This window comes from Acrocarpospora phusangensis, from assembly GCF_016862995.1.
GTDB classification, from domain to species: Bacteria; Actinomycetota; Actinomycetes; order Streptosporangiales; family Streptosporangiaceae; genus Acrocarpospora; species Acrocarpospora phusangensis.
In genome coordinates this window covers 1-17,841 of record NZ_BOOA01000087.1, presented here as the reverse complement: position 1 = coordinate 17,841, position 17,841 = coordinate 1, and the positions used below count along the sequence as shown (strand labels likewise).

The 17,841-nt window shown below is 68.8% G+C and carries 18 protein-coding genes and 1 tRNA gene; 11 read left to right on the top strand and 8 right to left on the bottom strand.

Features of this window, described 5'->3' with window-relative positions; all coding sequences use genetic code 11:
- Positions 1 to 28: 28 nt before the first annotated feature.
- Positions 29 to 751 carry a TetR/AcrR family transcriptional regulator gene (locus tag Aph01nite_RS34435; protein WP_204045236.1) on the bottom strand — a complete coding sequence of 241 codons (723 nt, stop codon included), beginning with the start codon at positions 749 to 751 and terminating at the stop codon, positions 29 to 31.
- 301 nt (positions 752 to 1,052) lie between these two features.
- On the opposite strand from Aph01nite_RS34435, the gene Aph01nite_RS34430 reads away from it, so the two are divergent.
- Genes Aph01nite_RS34430 through Aph01nite_RS34410 form a run of 5 tightly spaced genes read left to right on the top strand, consistent with a single transcriptional unit; the run spans position 1,053 to position 6,558 of the window.
- The gene (locus tag Aph01nite_RS34430) at positions 1,053 to 2,072 is read left to right on the top strand and encodes a sugar ABC transporter substrate-binding protein (RefSeq protein ID WP_204045235.1); all 1,020 of its coding nucleotides are present in this window, start codon (positions 1,053 to 1,055) and stop codon (positions 2,070 to 2,072) included.
- Positions 2,069 to 3,592 carry a sugar ABC transporter ATP-binding protein gene (locus Aph01nite_RS34425; protein ID WP_204045234.1) on the top strand — a complete coding sequence of 508 codons (1,524 nt, stop codon included), beginning with the start codon at positions 2,069 to 2,071 and terminating at the stop codon, positions 3,590 to 3,592. Before Aph01nite_RS34430 ends, Aph01nite_RS34425 begins: the two co-directional genes overlap by 4 nt.
- Positions 3,589 to 4,602, top strand: a complete 1,014-nt coding sequence (locus Aph01nite_RS34420; RefSeq protein ID WP_204045233.1) for an ABC transporter permease — start codon at positions 3,589 to 3,591, stop codon at positions 4,600 to 4,602. The genes Aph01nite_RS34425 and Aph01nite_RS34420 overlap by 4 nt, the downstream gene beginning before the upstream one ends.
- Positions 4,599 to 5,702, top strand: a complete 1,104-nt coding sequence (locus Aph01nite_RS34415) for an ABC transporter permease (RefSeq protein WP_204045232.1) — start codon at positions 4,599 to 4,601, stop codon at positions 5,700 to 5,702. The genes Aph01nite_RS34420 and Aph01nite_RS34415 overlap by 4 nt, the downstream gene beginning before the upstream one ends.
- On the top strand, positions 5,674 to 6,558 hold the full coding sequence (locus tag Aph01nite_RS34410) for an SMP-30/gluconolactonase/LRE family protein (RefSeq protein WP_204045231.1): 885 nt from the start codon (positions 5,674 to 5,676) through the stop codon (positions 6,556 to 6,558). Before Aph01nite_RS34415 ends, Aph01nite_RS34410 begins: the two co-directional genes overlap by 29 nt.
- Before the next feature lie 146 nt (positions 6,559 to 6,704).
- Here Aph01nite_RS34410 and Aph01nite_RS34405 read toward each other — a convergent pair whose 3' ends face one another.
- On the bottom strand, positions 6,705 to 7,316 hold the full coding sequence (locus tag Aph01nite_RS34405; RefSeq protein WP_204045230.1) for a TetR/AcrR family transcriptional regulator: 612 nt from the start codon (positions 7,314 to 7,316) through the stop codon (positions 6,705 to 6,707).
- Between the two features lie 130 nt (positions 7,317 to 7,446).
- Between Aph01nite_RS34405 and Aph01nite_RS34400 the strand changes: the two genes are divergently transcribed.
- Entirely contained in the window at positions 7,447 to 8,307 is an 861-nt protein-coding gene (locus Aph01nite_RS34400; protein WP_204045229.1) for an SDR family oxidoreductase, read from the top strand.
- Positions 8,308 to 8,406: 99 nt separating this feature from the next.
- Here Aph01nite_RS34400 and Aph01nite_RS34395 read toward each other — a convergent pair whose 3' ends face one another.
- From Aph01nite_RS34395 to Aph01nite_RS34380, 4 genes are all read right to left on the bottom strand, one after another.
- Positions 8,407 to 8,916 (bottom strand): GNAT family N-acetyltransferase, encoded by a 510-nt coding sequence (locus Aph01nite_RS34395; protein ID WP_204045228.1) that lies wholly within the window; start codon positions 8,914 to 8,916, stop codon positions 8,407 to 8,409.
- A 23-nt stretch (positions 8,917 to 8,939) separates the two neighbouring features.
- Positions 8,940 to 9,398 (bottom strand): ribonuclease HI, encoded by a 459-nt coding sequence (gene rnhA, locus Aph01nite_RS34390; protein WP_239162199.1) that lies wholly within the window; start codon positions 9,396 to 9,398, stop codon positions 8,940 to 8,942.
- Between the two features lie 197 nt (positions 9,399 to 9,595).
- Positions 9,596 to 9,669 (bottom strand) — tRNA-Lys (locus Aph01nite_RS34385).
- 70 nt (positions 9,670 to 9,739) lie between these two features.
- On the bottom strand, positions 9,740 to 10,561 hold the full coding sequence (locus tag Aph01nite_RS34380) for a hypothetical protein (protein ID WP_239162198.1): 822 nt from the start codon (positions 10,559 to 10,561) through the stop codon (positions 9,740 to 9,742).
- Positions 10,562 to 11,092: 531 nt separating this feature from the next.
- Between Aph01nite_RS34380 and Aph01nite_RS34375 the strand changes: the two genes are divergently transcribed.
- Entirely contained in the window at positions 11,093 to 11,728 is a 636-nt protein-coding gene (locus Aph01nite_RS34375; RefSeq protein ID WP_204045227.1) for a TetR/AcrR family transcriptional regulator, read from the top strand.
- 10 nt (positions 11,729 to 11,738) lie between these two features.
- Here the strand turns inward: Aph01nite_RS34375 and Aph01nite_RS34370 are convergent, their stop codons facing one another.
- On the bottom strand, positions 11,739 to 12,011 hold the full coding sequence (locus Aph01nite_RS34370) for a hypothetical protein (protein ID WP_204045226.1): 273 nt from the start codon (positions 12,009 to 12,011) through the stop codon (positions 11,739 to 11,741).
- Between Aph01nite_RS34370 and Aph01nite_RS34365 the strand changes: the two genes are divergently transcribed.
- The 3 genes from Aph01nite_RS34365 to Aph01nite_RS34355 all read left to right on the top strand — a co-directional run bounded on the left by Aph01nite_RS34365 (position 12,001) and on the right by Aph01nite_RS34355 (position 15,740).
- A complete protein-coding gene (locus tag Aph01nite_RS34365; RefSeq protein WP_204045225.1) occupies positions 12,001 to 13,473 on the top strand; it encodes an APC family permease in 1,473 nt (490 codons plus the stop codon). The two genes, Aph01nite_RS34370 and Aph01nite_RS34365, sit on opposite strands and share 11 nt — an antisense overlap.
- Positions 13,470 to 14,054, top strand: coding sequence for a GNAT family N-acetyltransferase (locus Aph01nite_RS34360; protein ID WP_204045224.1), 585 nt, complete (start codon positions 13,470 to 13,472; stop codon positions 14,052 to 14,054). The genes Aph01nite_RS34365 and Aph01nite_RS34360 overlap by 4 nt, the downstream gene beginning before the upstream one ends.
- Positions 14,055 to 14,234: 180 nt before the next feature.
- A complete protein-coding gene (locus tag Aph01nite_RS34355; protein WP_204045223.1) occupies positions 14,235 to 15,740 on the top strand; it encodes an aminoglycoside phosphotransferase family protein in 1,506 nt (501 codons plus the stop codon).
- 53 nt (positions 15,741 to 15,793) lie between these two features.
- Here the strand turns inward: Aph01nite_RS34355 and Aph01nite_RS34350 are convergent, their stop codons facing one another.
- Positions 15,794 to 17,221 carry a hypothetical protein gene (locus tag Aph01nite_RS34350; protein WP_204045222.1) on the bottom strand — a complete coding sequence of 476 codons (1,428 nt, stop codon included), beginning with the start codon at positions 17,219 to 17,221 and terminating at the stop codon, positions 15,794 to 15,796.
- Between the two features lie 308 nt (positions 17,222 to 17,529).
- Here Aph01nite_RS34350 and Aph01nite_RS34345 point away from each other — a divergent pair.
- Positions 17,530 to 17,841 (top strand): cellulose binding domain-containing protein (locus tag Aph01nite_RS34345; RefSeq protein WP_204045221.1); only part of this gene is annotated, 312 nt, incomplete at its 3' end.

Below are 17,841 nucleotides of genomic sequence, written 5' to 3'. Positions count from 1 at the left end.
CTTGTCAATAGGTGTGATCACAGTCGGGCTAGGGCCGCACCCGGGCGGCCGCGTCCCCGTCCAGCGCCGGTACGGCGCCGCGGACCGGGGCGTCATGGGAGACCATCGCGAGCGCGAGATCGGCGTAGAACTCGCCGAGCTGCTCGGGCGAGTCCGAGCCTTCCAGCCGGTACCACCGGCCCAGGTCGATGCTGAGCGACAACATCGCCCGGGTGACCCGCTTGACGTCGATCTGCTTGAACGAGCCGTCCGCGACCCCGCGGGCGACGACGCGCCGGAAGACCCGGTTGGTCTCGTGGCGGATCTCCAGCACCTCGTCGTAGTGCTGCGGCGTGAGACCGGCCAGCTCGTACTGGCAGACCCGGGCCGCCACGTGGTGGCGCGCGTGCCACTCGGTGTACCGCGAGATGATCGTACGCAGCTGGTCGGCCGAACTGGCCGAGGCAGGGGCCGCGAGATCCCGGATATAGGCCAGGACGCGCTGGTGGCCGGCGCGGATGATCTCGAAGAGGACCAGTTCCTTGGACGGGAAGTGCACGTAGAGCGCGCCCGCGGTGAGGTTCACGCCCTCACAGATGTCGCGCGTGGTCGTGGCGTGGAAGCCGTTCGCGGCGAAACAGCGGACCGCTGAGGTCAGCAGGGCGCGGGGCACGTCGCCGAGCGTCTTGTTCCAGAGGTCGGAGGAGTGGTCCTGCCATCGGGGGTCGTCGGCCAAGTCCTGCGCGGTGAAGCGGGCCTGCCGTCTGGCCATACGCGACTCTCGCCTTCTGCACGTCTCGCGGATGGGTAAAGGGTGCCACAGGTGGGCGCTCCGCCCGTCCGGCAGGAGCACGATCCGGTCCCGTGAGCGCTCTGTGCCTTGACACCCGGCACTCTAGCGAATAACTATGCGCTTAGTCACCACCAGGACACATAGTCACCACCACGACAAGCAGCCGGCTTCAGGCCCGGGAGCGCGTGAGAGGCCATGAGCCCCCGGTCTGAGTGTGCGCCCGTCACCGTCCACGACTTGGCGATCTCGGGTGCATCGCACCAAGTCAAAGGAAAGTGGCATGCTTCGCATCGGATCGCTTCGTTTCGGCTTCCTCGCCGGCTCCTTATGCCTGGCCCTGCTGGCCACCGCCTGCGGCGGGAACACCGCTGGTCCGCCGGCCCCGAGTGGTGGGTCGACGTCGCTCGAAGGCAAGACGCTCGCTCTGGTCGGCTATGGGAGTGCCAACCCGTGGGGGGCGTACTTCAACAAGGTGTTCGGGGAACAGCTGGCGTCCACCGGTATCAAGATCAATGACATGACGACGATGGATCCGGGGACGCAGATCCAGAAGTTCAACCAGGCGGTCGCCCAGAAGCCGGATCTGATCGTGCTGGCCATTCTCGACACGCAGGCGATGGCCGTACCGATTCAGAAGGCGAAGGCGGCCGGGGTGCCGGTGCTGGTCTTCGACGGGCCGACCGATCCTTCGGTGGCGAACGAGGTCATGTCGGTGCTGTCGGACAACGAGAAACTCGGGGAGTTCGCGGCTCAGAACATCATCGAGGGGTTGCAGGCGCAGGGCCGTACCTCCGGGAAGATCATTGTCCTCACGGGGACCAAGTCGATGCTCGTCACGCAGGACCGGATGAAGGGGTTCGCGAAGGTGCTGGCGACCGCGCCGCAGTACCAGGTCGTCGAGGAGCGGGACGCCAACTGGGATCCGAAGCTGTCCGGGGAGATCGCCCAGCAGCTTCTGGCCAAGTACGGCCGCGACGGCGTCCAGGCCGCGTACGGCATGGCCGACTACATGGCCCTCCCGATCATCCAGGCCGCCAAGCAGGCCGGCATCCCGGTCGGCGGCAAGGACGGCCTGATCGTCACCGGGAGCAACTGCTTCAAGGCCGGAATCGACTCCATCAAGGCCGGCGAACTGTACGGCACCGCGACCGAGGACCCCGGCACGATCGCCAAGCAGACCGCTGATTACGTCGTGCGATACCTGACGGGGAAGAATCCGCCGCAGAGTGAGATCGTCCAGGAGGAGCGGGTCACCGCCGCGACCGTGGACCGGTTCGCCGAGCAGTGCAGCCACGCATGAGCGGATCGGCGACCGTGGGGCCCCTCGACGCCGATGTGTGGGTCGAGGGGCTGTCGCGGAGCTTCAACGGTGTGGCCGCGGTACGGGATGTGTCGTTCGCGGTCGGGGCCGGGGAGATTCATGCGCTGTGCGGGCATAACGGAGCCGGTAAGAGCACGGTGGTGAAGTTGTTGTCCGGGCAGTTGGCGCCGGACGCCGGGCGGATCGTTCTGCGTGGTGAGGCGGTGGATTTCCGGAGTCGTCAGGCCGCGCAGCGTTCGGGTGTCGCGCTCGTCGACCAGGAACTGAGCGTGATCCCGGCATTGACCGTGCTGGAGAACATGCTCCTCGGCGATATCCACGTGCCTTTCGTCAACCGGCGGCGCTGGGCCGCCGCCGACTGCCGCCGGATTCTGGACGACATGGGTCTGGGGCACATCAGTCCGGATCAGCCGTTGTCGGCGCTCAGTATCGGGGAGCGTCAGCTGGTCGAGATCGCGAAGGCGCTGAGCCAGAAGGCTCGGCTGGTGATTCTGGACGAGCCGACGGCGACTCTCAGCGATGTCGAGACCGAGCATGTGTTCTCTGCCATCCGGCGGGTCGCTGGGTTGGGCTGTTCGGTGATCTTTGTCTCGCATCGGTTGTCCGAGGTGCTCGCGCTGTGTGACACGGTCACCGTGCTGCGGGATGGCCGCAGCGTGGCCACGACTCCGGCGAGGGATCTGACGGTCGACGAACTGATCGTGCAGATGCTCGGAGCCGCGCCGCGTCGGCTGACGGCCACGCGTGCGTGGGATCCCGCCCACGCTCCCGCATTGCGGATCGAGCACCTGCATGTGCCCGGACGGCTGTCGGACTTCACCCTCACCGCTTCGGCCGGTCGGGTGTACGCGCTGGCCGGGCAGCTCGGCAGCGGCGCCTCCGACGTGCTGCGCGCCCTCGCCGGGTTGCATCCCAAGGCGACCGGGGTCGTCGAACTGCACGGCCGGCCGCTTCCCTTCCGCGATCCGGTACGGGTTGCGCGGGCCGGTCTCGCCTTCGTGTCCAACGACCGGAAGTCCGAAGGGTTGTTTCTTGGTACGTCGGTCGCGCGGAACCTCGTCGCGACCCGCCTGCCCAGGTTGGCGCGGGCCGGTGTCGTTCAGTCGCGACTGGAGCGCCGCACTGCTCTCGCTCTGGCCGAACAATCCGGGTTGCCGGAGGGGCGGCTCGATGACGACGTGCTGGCGCTGAGTGGGGGGAACCAGCAGAAGGTTTTCGTCGGGCGGTGTCTCGGTGGCGGTGACGTCTGGGCGCTCCTGCTGGACGAGCCCACCCGCGGCGTGGACGTCGGCGGACGCGCGGAGATCCACCGCCTGCTCCGCGAAGCGGCCGACCACGGACTCGTCGTCATCTTCGCGTCCACGGAGCTCGACGAACTGCTCGAACTGGGAGACGTGATCGTCACCATGCGGGATGGCCGGGTCGTGAACCGGTACGAGGGCGCTGTGGACGAGGCGCTCTTGATGCGCGACATGACTCATGGCGTGGACGCACCATGAGAATGCCGCGTGCCACACAGAGACCGCCGCTCGGGCCCGGCAGCGACACCGCCGAACCGGAACAACTCGCCGATCCTTCCGGCGGATGGCGTCCGACCGTGTCCGGTGTGGCTCTCGTCGTCGCGCTGCTGGCGCTAATCGCGGTGGCCGTGACGACGCAACGGTTCCTCACCTTGGACAACGCCCGTGCGATCCTCGCTTCGACCGCGTTCGTGGGGATCACGGCCATCGGCGCCACCCTGGTGATGATCGTCGGGTCTGCGGTGTCGATGGCCGTTTCTCAGACCGCGACCGTCGTCGCGATGATGTTCCTGGCCACGCAGCAGCTGGGGCTGTGGACCGCCGTGCTGATCGCTGTCGCCGCCGGGGTCGCGATCACCGCGGCACAGGGCGCGATCATCGGTTTCTGGAACTCCAACCCGATCGTGCTGACCATCGCGGCCGGATTCGCGATCGGCGGCATTGCCACCTGGTTCAGCGGCGGAACCCCCGTCTATCCCCAGACGCAGGCGTTCGATCTTCTCAACGCCACCCCGCTGGGCCTGTCTCTGGCCGTGTACGTCCTGCTTGGGACCGCCGTACTCGCGCAGTGGGTGCTTAGCCGCACGACGGCCGGCAGGCAGATGTACCTGATCGGGGAGAACCGGGCGGCGGCGCGCGCGGCGGGGTTGCCCGTGGGCCGGGTGACCACCCTGGCCTGGGCCTTCTTCGGGGCGTGCATCGCGCTTACTGGGATCTTTCTGGCGTCGTTCAACACGTCCGCCACGGTGACGCTCGGCGGCACGCTCACGCTCGACGCCATCGCGGCGGTCCTCGTGGGAGGGACGGCGATCACCGGCGGGCGCGGATCCGCCCTGCGTACCCTGGGCGGCGCGTTGCTGATCTCCACGATCTCCGACGTGTTGCTGTTGCGGGGTTTTCCGACCGGGGCGCAGATCCTCACGAAGGGACTGCTCGTGCTGGCCGTCGTCGTCATCGTGCACGTACGCACCACGAGGAGCTGGCGATGACATCCGGACGGCTGTCGCAACCGGACCGCCTCCTGCCGGCGGTCTCGCTGGTGATCGTGGTGGCCGGGTTCCTGTGTTCCCCGCTGGTGAGCGGCAGGCCGCTGGAGTCGTTCGACGTCTACAACGCCTTGCAGGGCTTCGCGCAGCTGGGGCTTCTTGCCCTAGCCATCGGGCTCACGATGATCGCCGGTGAGTTCGACCTGTCGGTCGTCGGCACGTACGCGCTGGGTGGCATCCTCGCCGTCGAGGCCGGCCAGAGCTCGCCCTTCCTGGGTGTGCTGGTGGCCGTGGCCGCCGGGGCCGCGATCGGGGCGATGCAGGGCGGGCTGATCGCGCGGCTGCGGATTCCGTCCCTGCCGGTCACGCTCGCGACGTATATCGCGCTTCTCGGTTTGACGTACACGATGTCCGGAGGGCTGAGCACGACGTACCGCAACAGCGACGTGACGCTCTGGGTCGATCAGACGGTCGCGGACGTCTTCTCGCCGAGGAGTCTGCTGACGTTAGCGGCCTTCCTCGGCGCCGCGGTCGTCCTGGGCTTCACGAAGCTGGGACGCGAGCTGCGCGCCGTCGGCGGTGATCGCCGGGCGAGCCGTGTGGCGGGAGTCAGCGTCGACCGGCGGCTAATAGGGATCTTCACCGTGTCGGGGACCCTGGCGGCGCTGGGCGGCGCCCTGCTCAGCTACAGCTACGCCTCGGCCAACCCGGACCCGGGACTCCAGCCGTTGATCCTCGCGGCCGTCGCCGCCCTGCTCGGCGGGGTGTCCCTCACAGGTGGCCGTGGCGCTCCGCTGGGCCTGCTGGCCGGGACCCTGTCCGTGGCCCTGCTCGCCCAGATCGTCGCGATCACCGCTTTGCCCGACTTCTCCACCCAGCTCCTCTACGCCTGCCTGCTCGCCGTGATCGTCGCCATCGAGAGTCCTGGACTGCACCAGGCCGTGGACCGGCTGAGGGCCGGCCGCGCGATGACGACACGTCGCTGGGGAAGCGGTGTGAGGACGAGCGGCGCCGCCGCCTCCGCCGGGCAGCACCCGCGCCGCGCAGCTCATCCAAAAGAAAAGGAGGACGACCATGACCGCGGAGATGACCACCGTAGCTGAGGGCTTCCACTTCCTGGAGGCCCCGCGATGGCGGGACGGCCGGCTGTGGTTCTCGGATTTCTACAGCTACCAGGTCACGTCCATGCGCGAGGACGGGTCGGACCGACGTACGGAGGCCTCCGTTCCCGGGCAGCCCTCCGGCCTGGGCTGGCTGCCCGACGGACGGCTGCTGATCGTGTCCATGCGCGATCGCCGCGTCCTCCGGCGCGAGCCGGACGGATCCCTCTCCGTCCACGCCGACCTGACCGAGCACGCCGGCGGCCACCTCAACGACATGGTCGTGGACGCCCACGGTCGCGCGTACGTGGGCAATTTCGGCTTCGACCTGATGGCGGGCGCCCCCCTGGAGCCGACCACGCTGCACCGCGTGGACCCCGACGGCCGGGTCACCCAGGTCGCCGACGACCTCTGGTTCCCCAACGGCTGCGCCATCACGCCCGACAACGTGCTCGTCGTGGTCGAGACCTTCGGCAACCGCGTGACCGCGTTCGACATCACCGACGGGGGCGAACTCGTCAACCGGCGTACCTGGGCCGAGTTCGGCCCGCTCCCCGCCGACCGCGAGATCGTGCCGGCCCTGTCCCAGCTGAGCGTCGCCCCCGACGGCGCCTGCCTGGACGTGAAGGGCGGCCTCTGGATCGCCGACGCCATCGGCGACCGCCTGGTACGCGTGATCGAAGGCGGCACCATCACCGACGAGATCAGGCCGGGCACCCCGGTCTACGCCTGCGCCCTCGGCGGCTCCGCCGGCACGACCCTGTTCGCCTGCGCCGCCCCCGACTTCCACGAAGGCCCCCGCAAGGCCGCCCAGGAAGCCCGCATGATCGCCACCACGGTCGCCGTCCCCGGAGCCTGAGAAAGCAGACGGAAACCCCGGCTCGCGTACCTGGTGGCCGGGGTTTCCGGCGCGCCCCGCCAGCACGCCAAACCGGGTCCGCTGATCAAGAATCGGCCCCTTCCGTGACAGGCCGTCCACGACGGGCGCCGTGGGGATCGGCATCGTCAGTGACGTGGGCGCAGACCGTTGAGCGCGGTCTCGACGATGTTGTCGGCGTAGTCGGGCGTGAGCGCTCCGCTGCGCTGGAGCCATCGGTTGAGCAACGGTCCCCACAGCAGGTCGACGGCTACGTCGAGATCGAGGTCCTGAGCAAGCTGCCCGGCCTGCTGAGCGTTGCGCAGCCGTTGTTTCTTCAGCTCTCTCATCGGCCCGTCCAGTCGTTCCGAGTAGAGAGCGGCAAGCGCCGGATCATGCGTGATCTCGGTGTTCAGGGCGCGCATCGGCTCGTCGTAGCGCGGATCGTTCAGCTCCGCGACGGTGGCCCGCAGGACTGCCTTCAGGTCCGCCTCCAGATCACCGGTGTCGGGCAGGGCGCTCCCTCCGCCGTCTGGGTGCTCGCTGAGCATGAGGAAGGCATCGAAGAGGACCGCGCCCTTGGAGGTCCACCAGCGGTAGATCGTCTGCTTTCCGACGCCGGCCCGGGAGGCGATGCCCTCGATGCTCAGCTTGACGTATCCCACCTCCTGCACCAGTTCGAATGCCGCGGTGAGGATGGCCCGCCGGGAGGTCTCGTTCCGGCGCGCCGTGCTGGAGGGGGACGTGCGCTGCGTCGTCATGCCGTCCAAGCTAGCAAATGAAACGAGACGGTTCGTCTTGACTTGATGTTCAGATAGTCGGTACGGTCCATCCATAAGACGAGACGGACCGTCTCGATTCGTGTAGCGCAACAGAACCGGAGTTCCGCATATGCGTATCCCTGCTACCACCCCTTCCCGTACCTGGTTCATCACCGGAGCCAGCCGCGGACTGGGCCGGGCGTTCGCGATCGCCGCGCTGGAGCGCGGCGATCAGGTGGCCGCCGCCGCCCGGACCATCGCGCGGCAGGATTTCGACGACCGGTACGGAGATCGGCTGCTCACCCTTGTCGTGGACGTGACCGACCGCGACGCGGTGTTCGCCGCCGTGAACACCGCCGTCGAACACTTCGGCCGGCTCGACATCGTGGTGAACAATGCCGGGACCATGTCCTCGGGCATGGTCGAGGAGTTCACCGAGATCGAGGCGCGTGCCCAACTGGAGGTCAATCTCTTCGGGGCGATGTGGGTCTGCCAGGCCGTCCTGCCGCACCTGCGTTCCCAGAGATCCGGTCACATTGTGCAGATCTCCAGCATCGCCGCCCTCGGCGGCTTCCCGAGCACCGGGATGTACAGCGCGAGCAAATTCGCGCTGGAAGGTATGAGCGAGGCCCTGGCCATGGAGGCCGCGCCGTTCGGCGTCAAGCTCACCATCGTCCAACCCGGAGGCTACTGGACCAGCCTGTACGCCAGTATGACGACGACGTCGCCTTCGGAGGAGTACGACCTGTTGCGCGCAGAACTGGCGAAGCAGTGGGCCGAGGGCTCGGTCGACAGTGAGCCGCGCCTGGCCGCCGACGCGCTGCTGAAACTGGTCGACAGCGAAGAACCGCCGCTGCGGTTGCTGCTCGGCAGCATGGTCTACGACCTGGCCTTCGACATCTCCCGGCAGCGGATGGAAACCTGGGCCGCCTGGGAGCGGGTCAGCCGCGCCGCCGAACGCGCCGTACCCGCCCCCGGAACCGCCGGTTGACCGGCGGACCGGCGCCGGCACCGGCCTCTCCGGTCCCGAAGCTGCCGTCTGGCGGCAGAGTGTGACACCGGGGCAAAATCGCGCGCACAGGGCGAAGGATCAGTGCAGGCTGCGCTCGTACTCGACCTGTTCGACGGGATGGCCGTCACCGAAATCGTGGCCCTGTGTCCTGCCGGATTCGATGAACCCGTTCTTGGCGTAGAAGCGACGTGACTGCGCGGTGTCGCGAAGTGTCCACAGGGAGACCTGCCCGAAGCCGTCGTCCAGGAGCCGGGCCAGGGTCGCGGTCATCAACGCGGCGGCGATCCCGCTGCCCCAGAGGTCGGGATGCGCGTAGAAGCCGAAGATCTCGGCGAGCCCGGGACGGGACGAGGACCGCCCGAAGTAGGAGTACGCGCCGGCGCGGCCGTCCGTCCGGGCGAGCAGGACCGTGTCGGCGCCGCCGGCCAGGACGGTGTGCCACTTGGTGCGTCGGTGTTCGACGGCGGCGGCGAAGAAATCCGGGGCGAAGTAGGGGGCGTAGGCGGCGAGCCACGCGGAAGCGTGAACCTCGCCGACCGCGTCGGCGTCCTCCGGCCTCGCATCGACGATCGTGATGTTCCCAGGCATGGACATATACCTTATGTCCCGAATTATCTTCGGCGGCTGGGGGCCACTTCCTCGCAGCCGAGACGGGCCAGCACGTCGGCTCGTTCGTTCTCCGGATGCCCGCTGTGGCCACGCACCCAGAGCCATTCCACCCGGTGCCGCCGCGCCGCGGACTCCAGCCGCTGCCACAGATCGGCGTTCTTGACCGGCTGCTTGGCGGCCGTCAGCCAGCCGTTGCGCTTCCACCCGTGCAGCCAGGTGGTGATGCCGGACCGCACGTACGTGCTGTCGGTGTGCAGACGGACCTCGGACGGCCGGGTGAGTTTCTCCAACGCCATGATCGCGGCCATGAGCTCCATCCGGTTGTTCGTCGTCGCGGCTTCGCCGCCGTGGAACTCCCGCTCGTGCTCGCCGTACCGGAGGAGCACCCCCCAGCCGCCCGGCCCGGGATTGCCACGGCACGCACCGTCGGTGTACGCCTCCACAACCCGATCATCAGCCACCGGAACACACTATCGTCGTGACGCCCGGTCACTGAGCAGGCCGATGACGAGGTCCCGGGCAGGCCGTGGGTCTGCTGCAGGTAGTCATGGTCGTCTTCGCTCAACGTCCCAGCTCGCGGAAGAACTCGACGAAGGTGCTGACGCTCTGATCGACAAAAAACCCCAGTTCACAGATTGTGAACTGGGGTTTTTCAGGGTGCGCCGCCAGGGACTCGAACCCCGGACCCGCTGATTAAGAGTCAGCTGCTCTAACCAACTGAGCTAGCGGCGCTTGCGTCCGTAACGATAGCAGTCCTTGGCAGGTGGTCGCACATCGACACGGACGCGGGGCGGGGGAGGGCTCAGTCGTTCCAGGCGCCGGTGGAGAAGGGCTCGGGAGCGCCCTTCTTGCCGACCCCGGGGCCCCACTTGGTGATCTTGTACGTGATCTGGATGTGGCCCGCGCCGCCGTTGTCCTTGACGGTCAGGGTGTCGGGGTCGAACACGCCCTTGGTGAGGTCGGCGAAGGTCTTGGCGTCCAGGTCGAGCATGACGCCGTGGTCGGAGGGCTTGCCGGGGCCGCGGTCGCCGATGAAGAACTTGGCGGTCTTGCCCTTGTAGGTCACGTAGCCCTCGGTGCCGAGCGGCCAGCTGGGGCTGGCGGCCAGGCCGCGCTGCATGGGCTTGCCGATGGCGGGCATGCCGGTGTCGCCGGCGCGGCCGGAGGCGTCGTCCCAGAAGTAGGACGCGGTGGTCTTGCCCAGGTGCAGGGCCTTCGCCGCCTTGGCGGTCTTGGTGAGCGAGGCGCTCTTCGCCAGCTGGGCGGCGGTCTTCGCTGTTCCGGTGGCCCGGTGCGCGGTCTGCGAACCCATGGCGGCCGAGGTGCCGGTCGTGTCGCTGGGCGCGGTGACGGCGGTGACGGCGCCGAGGGTGGCCACGCTGATCACGGTGGCGGCGGCGACGGCGGCGACGGCCGCGGTGGTGCGGGTGTCGCGGGGCCGGGCGTCCGCGCGCGCCAGCAGGTCGGAGATCTGGAGCGGGTCGGCGGCCTTGAGCCGGTCGGCGACCTCGCGCAGGTCGGCGTTCCTGAGCCGGTCCGCGATCGCACGCAGGTCGGCGTTCTTGACGCTATCCGCGATCTCGCGCAGGGCAGGGTGCTTGAACAGGTCAGACATGCGGGTCATGAAGGTGGGGTCTTCCATGAGACGACAGGGCTGCCGCGTGCGTCCCGATCGATCGAACCTGCTAGGTCAAGGGCAGGTCTTGGGGCACGGGCTCGCCTACCGGGCCTGGCCCCGGGTACGGACTGCCGTCCGCGCCCCAAGGCCATCTCTGGTCCCCGGCTCCAGTGGAACCTGGACGGCTCCGCCGGACTCGGCGCCAAGTGGCACCCGTGGGAAGGTCACCACTCAGTAACGAATAGGACTCTACCGCCCAAGTCATGACATAGCAAACGAAACACCCCAAAACGCCCTTAAGATCTTCCTTCGCCCCCCAAGGACGCCCCAGAACCCCCAAAGTACCGGCGGATTTGACCCTCCAGCCGGCGCTCGGTCCAGGCGTACCGGCAAAACACAGGGCAAAGGCAGCGCCACCAGAGCGCTTCGGCGCCCCGGTTCGCCCTCGGTCCGCCCGCCAGTGTTGACCCGCATTGATGGGAGTTAAGGGAACGGTTTGCCATGTCATGACCCATTAGGTGGTGGACTGGAGACAGCATGATCGACCGGGAGCCGCAGATGGAGACCCTCCTGCAGGGTGCGACGAGACTGTTCGCCGCGCTCGGGTACGACGCGACCACGCTGCGTCAGATCTCCGACGCTCTCGGGATCGAGCCGGCCAAGGTCGGCTTCACGGGGAACAAGCGCGACCTCTACCTCGCGGTCATCGAGCGCGCGTACCAGATCGAGATCGAGGCCATGAAGCCGGCCATCAGCGGGGTCGCGGTGGCGGACGCGGCGCAGGCCGCGGCGGCGGTGCACGCGATCGTGGACCGGTATCTGGACTTCTGCGTCGCGCACCCCGAACTTCCCGCGCTGTGGATCCACCGCTGGCTCCACGACGCCGCCGACCTCATCGGCCTGGAACGCCAGTTCTCCCAGCCGCTGATCACCATGGCCACCGAGGTCCTGGAGCAGCTGGCGGCGGACGGCTTCGTGGAGGGCGGCGTCGACATGGAGTACTGCGTGTGGACGATCGTCTGGTGCGTGCACGGCTTCGTCCAGGGCGGCGTGCTGGACGGCGACGGCGAGCGGGTGGGGGCGGACTCGGAGGAGGAGCTGGCCCGGTTCCGTGAACACCTGCACCAGCTGACCCGGCGCGTGCTGCGGCTCACCGAGGACCCCGGCCGGTGACGGTCCGTTTTCACTTGTACGGAACCACGACATTCCGGTCCAGCCGCACTTCATAGGCGATAAAAATAGAATTTGTTCCACTAATGACAAATTCAGCATTTCGCCTATAGAGTCGCCCTTCGTGGCTGAGGCTGATCTTGCTCTCCGGCCGCCGGCCGACGGCCGGCGCCACGCCTCGCGTGAGCCCGGTCCCGCGTTCACCGCCGATCGCGATGATTCGCGGGTGTTCCAGAAACATCACCGCTACCCCCCGAATATTCACGGAGTTCTGGATGTCCCTCACACAGTCCAAACCCAGTGCGGTCTCCGCCGCGCTGGCCGAGGATCGGCTCGGTGTGCCATCGGTCGTGTTCTTCGTCGTCTCGGCGGCGGCGCCCCTGATGGTCGTGGCCGGCTCGGTGCCCACCGCGTACATGGTGACGGGCGTCATCGGCGTGCCGCTGGCCTTCCTGCTGCTGGGCGGCATCTTCGCGCTCTTCGCGGTCGGGTACGTGACGATGGCCCGCCACGTGGTGAACGCCGGGGCGTTCTACGCGTACGCGGCGCAGGGGCTCGGCCGGACCGCCGGGGTCGCGACGGCGTGGGTGGCGCTGCTCGCCTACAACGCGCTGCAGCTCGGCCTCTACGGGATCATCGGGCTGGCCGCGGAACCGCTGCTGGTCAGCTGGTTCGGGGGATCGCCCGCGTGGTGGGTGATCGCGCTGGTGACCTGGGCGCTGACCGGCCTGCTCGGGGTGCTGCGGGTGGACGTCAACGGCAGGATCCTCTCGGTCCTGCTGGTCAGTGAGATCGCGATCGTCCTCCTCTTCGACATCGCCAACCTCTTCAACGCCGCGCCCGGCGGCATCAGCTTCGAGGGCTTCTCCCCGGGCGCGCTGCTCGTGCCCGGCGTCGGCGCCGCGCTGGCCACCGTGGTCGCCGGGTTCGCCGGGATCGAGTCCTCGGTGGTGTTCGCCGAGGAGTCCAAGGACCGCAACCGGACCGTGCCGATCGCGACCTACGTGGGCATCGCGATCATCGCGCTGCTCTACTCCTTCTCCGCCTGGGCGCAGACCGTGCCGACCGGCGTGGACGGGATCGTGCAGGCGGCCACCACCGACGGCACCCTGCTGATCTTCAACCAGGCCGAGGCTCACATGGGGTCCGCCGTCTCCACGGCCGGCTCGGTGCTCTTCGTGACCAGCAGCATCGCCTGCATGATCGCCTTCCACAACACCACCGCCCGCTACATCTTCGCGTTAGGCCGGGAGAACGTGCTCCCGTCGGTCTTCGGCCGCACCTCGGCCAGGACCAGCGCGCCGGTGGCCGGCTCGCTCCTGCAGACCGCCCTGGGCCTGATCGTGATCATCGTGTACGCGGTGCTCGGCCTGGACCCGCTCACCAAGCTCTTCTTCACCTTCGGCGCGTTCGGCGGCCTCGGCCTGCTGACCCTGCTCACCGCCACCTCCATCGCGGTGATCGCGTACTTCGCCCGGCGGCCCACGGAGGAGACCACCTGGCGGACGAAGATCGCTCCGGCGCTGGCGGCGCTGGCGCTGTGCACGATCATCGGGCTGACCCTGGTCAACTTCGACACCGTCCTCGGGGTCGCGCCCGACGAGCCCATCCGCTGGGTGCTGCCCGGCATCTTCGTCGTCGCGATCATCTTCGGCGTCATCTGGGCCCGCGTGCTGAAGGCCACCAAGCCCGACGTGTACGCCAACATCGGCCTCGGCGCCCGGGCCGTCACCGGAGCCGTCAAATGACGGCCGAGATCACCCGGATGACCGACGCGGCCGTGGTCGGCGGCGTCATCGCCGACACCTTCCGGATGGACGCGATCTCCACCTGGCTCATCCCGCCGGTCGAGGACCGCCCCCCGATCCAGCACGCCTTCTTCAGCATGTACGCGGCGCACGCGCTCGACCACGGCGACGTCTACGGCATCCACGAGGCGGGGGAGCTGGCCGGGGTGGCGGTGTGGTTCACCGCGCCGTACCCGGAGATTCCCGGGCATGACGAGGCGGTGGCCGGGTTCGCCGGGGAGCACGCCGGGCGGTTCGGCATCCTGGGGGAGCAGATGGAGAAGCTGCACCCGCATGAGCCGCACGGGTATCTGGCGTTCATCGCGCTGGTGCAGGGGCGGATGGGCCGTGGCCTGGGCAGTCAGCTGCTGCGGGAGCACCACCGGCGGCTGGACGCCGAGGGCATGCCCGCTTACCTGGAGGCCAGCAGCGAGGCGAGCCGGCGGCTCTACCTGCGCCACGGATATGTGGACATGCCGGAACTGCTCCGGCTGCCCGACGGGCCTGTCATGTATCCCATGTGGCGGGCGCCGAACCCCTGAGCGGCAGTGACCGGGCATCCGTCAACGAAGCCGGATGCCCTTTTTTCTTGCCCGAATGACGAATTCCGCAGCTAGATCGTAATAATTCGCACTATCTGGTCATCGAATGTCTGAGATCCATTCTGTGCGTCGCCGGAAATCCGTTGGCGGGAGCATGGGAGGGGTCTGCACACTGGCGCCATGACGAAGGTTGTGGGTGTGGTGATCAGCGGTGGCGGCGCGATCCTGGGGGAAGCCGGGCCGTTCCTGGTGGAAAGTCCTTGGTGGGCGGATGTCGAGGCGGTCTCGGCGTCGCTGGAGGCGGCGGTCGGGGCGCCGGTCGTGGTGCTGCGGCTGGTCGACGTCGAAGAGGGCGGCCGGATGGGGGGCGGCCGCGTGATCTATCACGCGGATGTGCTCGACGGGGTGGTCGGCAGCCTTCCCGCCTGGGGGGAGTTCCCCGCCGAAGGGGTCGTTGGTCTCCTGCGTGCGGAATCGCCCGGCGACGGGGATCAAGGTGGCCCGCATGATCTTGCAGTCGATGGTCTCCTGCGGGCTGCATCAACGCTTCCCCCAGGGGAGGTCTCCGCCGAAGGCGTCGATGGTCTCCTGAGTGCGGAATCGCCCGGCGACGGGGATCAAGGTGGCCCGCACGACCTTGCGGTCGATGGTCTCCTGCTGGCTGCATCGCCGGTTCCCCCGGGGGACGTCTCCGCAGAGGGGGTCGATGACGGTTTCCGGGGGCGGGTCGCCGCCGCCGGGCGGCTGGTCCTGTCGCCTGCGGCGAAGCGCGCCGACTGGGCGACGGCCGAGGGGGTCCGGGCGGGGCTGTCCTGGGCGGAGGCTGAGATCCGGCGAGCCGGGCTGGTCCCGAAGGGATCCGCCGAACAGGTCAAGACCTGGAACCTGTCCGGACTTTTCCGGATCCGGGTGGAGGGGGATCCGGAGGCGGTCTGGTTCAAGGCGACCCCGAGTTTCGCGGCCTGTGAGGGCGGCGCCATCGAGCTGCTCACCGACGCGGGCGCCGAGATCGTGCCGCGCCTGATCGCCTCCGATCCCGTACGCCGATGGGTCCTGCTGGCCCACGCCCCCGGCGAGGACTGCTGGCACGCCCCCCAGGAGGCGGTCGACTACGTCGTGCCGCGCATGGTCGCCGCACAGGCCGAGCTGACGGAGAAGGCGGCCGGACTGTTGGACCGTACGCCGCCCAGGCTTGGGGAGCTGACGAGTCGGCTTCTGGACGGGGAGGTGGGGGCGGAGCTCGACGCGGGCGAGCTTCGGGCGGCCAGGGCGCTGGTGGCCGAGTTGCCGGGCATGGTCGATGCGCTGGAGGCGTGCGGGCTGCCGTACACGCTGGTGCATGGGGATTTTCATCCCGGCAACTGGCGCTGGGACGGGCGGCGCGGTGTGGTCGTGGACTTCGCGGACTGTCATTTCGGGCATCCCGCTCTGGACGGCCTGCGGCTGCGGGACTTCGCCCCGGAGGACCGCCGCGCCGGGCTGGCCGAGACGTGGGTGCGGGCCTGGTCGGCGGCGGTGCCCGGCGCGGATCCCGGACGGGCGCTCACCCTGGCCGAGCCGCTGGCGCATCTCTACCACGCGAGCCGCTACCAGGAGTTCATGGACGGCATCGAGGAGAGCGAGCGGCGCTACCACGCGGGCGACTCCGCGTCCGCGCTCCGCGCCGCCCTGGCGAGCGCGGGATGAGCGCGGGGTGAGCGCGAGGTGAGCCGAGGGCCGGAGCCCTCGGCCCGGGCGGCTCAGAAACGGTAGGGGTTGGTTCCGAGCGCGGCCATCAGGTACCAGCTGGTCGCGCCCACGTGCTGGTTCTGGAAGTAGCCGAAGCCGAAGCCCGTGTCGAACGCGCTGGAGGCGGCGACGACGCCGGAACGGGCGGGCAGCGCGGTCCCGGTCCAGGTGCCCCCCTCGCCCGGGTTGGAGAGGCGACCGCCGTTCGGGTCGGCGGTGCGCCCGACGGTCTGACCGGCGCCGAGCGCGTCCTGGGCGGACGCGATGTCGCCCAGATAGCCGCGCGCCTCCCGCCGGTCACCCCGGGCGGCCAGCGCCGCCGCGACGTGCGCGGTGCCCTCGAACCAGACGGCGTCCCTGTTGTTGTTCCCGGTCCCACTCGGCACCGGCCCGGTCAGCGTCTTGGACACGTCGCTGAACGTGACCCCGGACACCGTGTACCCGGCGGGCAGCTGCGAGTTCTCCGACACGCCCCCGCGGTCGGTGGTCGCCAGCGCCGACGTCGTCCAGTCGATCGCCCGCCCGCGGTCCCCGCGCGCCAGGTACGCCCAGGTCTGCACGTCCTCCGGGATCGGGCTCGGATTGATCTCGTTCGGGTCGTCCGCCGGGTTCGCCCCGAGCGTCCCCGTCCAGTAGAACCGCCCCCGCGGATTCCACATGGCGTCCAGGAAGTCGCCCGCCACCCGCGCCCGCGTCTTCCACACCCGGTTCCCGGTGAACTTGGCCAGGCCGTGGAAGAGCGCGTAGACGTCGATGTTGTGCTCGCTGGAGCACCACCGCTGCTTCGTCGTCCCGTCGCCCTGCACCCCGCCCAGATACCCCCCGTGCCGGTACGGCGACACGCTGGTGGCCTCGATCCACTCGCCCAGCGCCACCGCCCCGTCCAGGTACCGGCGCTCCCGGGTCCGGTCGTAGAGGTGCGTCAGCGCGAGCGCCGTCCAGGCCACGTCGCCGACCGCGGATCCGCCGAACCCGAACGGCCACAGGAACCCCGCCTTGCCGTCCGCCCGCCGTACTCCGGTGAACTCCGGGCCGCCGCCGTAGAACAGCATCGGCCCGGCCGCGTACGCCTGCCGTACCCGGCCGTCGGTGAAGGTCTCGTCGTTGGCCTGGATCCACAGGAACGTGTCCCCGATGACCTTGGCCCGCCGGACGTTCTCCCTGGTGGGCCGGGACAGGTACGCGATGACGGCGAGCGCGTTGTCGTACACGAACGCCGTGGTCATCAGCCCGGACTCGTTGTTGTAGCTCTGCGCGAGACGCGGCTCCGAGCCCTGCGCGTACGCGTCCAGGACGGTGTTCAGGTAGCCGAGGGCCCGGTCGGCGGAGCCGCTCAGGCGGTGGTCGAGGAGGCCGGTGGCGGAGGCCGTACGGGACAGGACGAGGGGGGCGGCTGCGGCCGTCACGGAGGCGGCGACGAAGTGGCGGCGGGATAACACAGGGCGGCTCCACGGGACGCGGGGGACGGCGAGAGAGCGCTCTCTCGATCCCGTCATTGAAGCGGCTCGGGCCCCGCACCGCAATACCCGTGGGCCGAAAGTGACAATCTGTACAAGACACCTCACTGCCCGCGTCCTGAACTTTTCATCGGATTTATCGGACAGATGACCACTTTAAGCAGTCCAGATGCAGGTGGGACGTTTGGTCCTGTGCCCTGTGCGGAAACAAGCTGTACATCCAGACGAAACGAACGGATGTTGGGAGCGCTCCCAAGGTTCGTCATCAGTTTCGTCAAGGAGAAACACACATGGGACCCCACAAGAGTTCCTGGCGAAGAGCCCTCACGGCTGTAGCGGCGACGCTACTCGCCGGCGTCGGGCTCGCCGTCAGTCCGACGGCCGCGAATGCGGCGGTGGCCTGCCAGGTCACCTACACGAAGACCTGGGAAGGCGGGAACGGGTTCGGCGCCCAGGTCCGCCTCCAGAACCTCGGCGACCCGGTCTCCAACTGGCAGATCACCTACAGCTACTCCGGCAACCAGACCCTCCAGAACGGCTGGGAGGGCGGCTGGAGTCAGTCCGGCCAGAACGTGACGATCTCCGCTCCGAGCTGGTCCCCG

Bases quoted from the DNA above. Each gene is read 5' to 3' on its own strand.
- Aph01nite_RS34435 (WP_204045236.1), bottom strand. From the start codon at position 751: ATGGCCAGACGGCAGGCCCGCTTCACCGCGCAGGACTTGGCCGACGAC.
- Aph01nite_RS34430 (WP_204045235.1), top strand. From the start codon at position 1,053: ATGCTTCGCATCGGATCGCTTCGTTTCGGCTTCCTCGCCGGCTCCTTA.
- Aph01nite_RS34425 (WP_204045234.1), top strand. From the start codon at position 2,069: ATGAGCGGATCGGCGACCGTGGGGCCCCTCGACGCCGATGTGTGGGTC.
- Aph01nite_RS34420 (WP_204045233.1), top strand. From the start codon at position 3,589: ATGAGAATGCCGCGTGCCACACAGAGACCGCCGCTCGGGCCCGGCAGC.
- Aph01nite_RS34415 (WP_204045232.1), top strand. From the start codon at position 4,599: ATGACATCCGGACGGCTGTCGCAACCGGACCGCCTCCTGCCGGCGGTC.
- Aph01nite_RS34410 (WP_204045231.1), top strand. From the start codon at position 5,674: ATGACCGCGGAGATGACCACCGTAGCTGAGGGCTTCCACTTCCTGGAG.
- Aph01nite_RS34405 (WP_204045230.1), bottom strand. From the start codon at position 7,316: ATGACGACGCAGCGCACGTCCCCCTCCAGCACGGCGCGCCGGAACGAG.
- Aph01nite_RS34400 (WP_204045229.1), top strand. From the start codon at position 7,447: ATGCGTATCCCTGCTACCACCCCTTCCCGTACCTGGTTCATCACCGGA.
- Aph01nite_RS34395 (WP_204045228.1), bottom strand. From the start codon at position 8,916: ATGCCTGGGAACATCACGATCGTCGATGCGAGGCCGGAGGACGCCGAC.
- Aph01nite_RS34380 (WP_239162198.1), bottom strand. From the start codon at position 10,561: ATGACCCGCATGTCTGACCTGTTCAAGCACCCTGCCCTGCGCGAGATC.
- Aph01nite_RS34375 (WP_204045227.1), top strand. From the start codon at position 11,093: ATGATCGACCGGGAGCCGCAGATGGAGACCCTCCTGCAGGGTGCGACG.
- Aph01nite_RS34365 (WP_204045225.1), top strand. From the start codon at position 12,001: ATGTCCCTCACACAGTCCAAACCCAGTGCGGTCTCCGCCGCGCTGGCC.
- Aph01nite_RS34360 (WP_204045224.1), top strand. From the start codon at position 13,470: ATGACGGCCGAGATCACCCGGATGACCGACGCGGCCGTGGTCGGCGGC.
- Aph01nite_RS34355 (WP_204045223.1), top strand. From the start codon at position 14,235: ATGACGAAGGTTGTGGGTGTGGTGATCAGCGGTGGCGGCGCGATCCTG.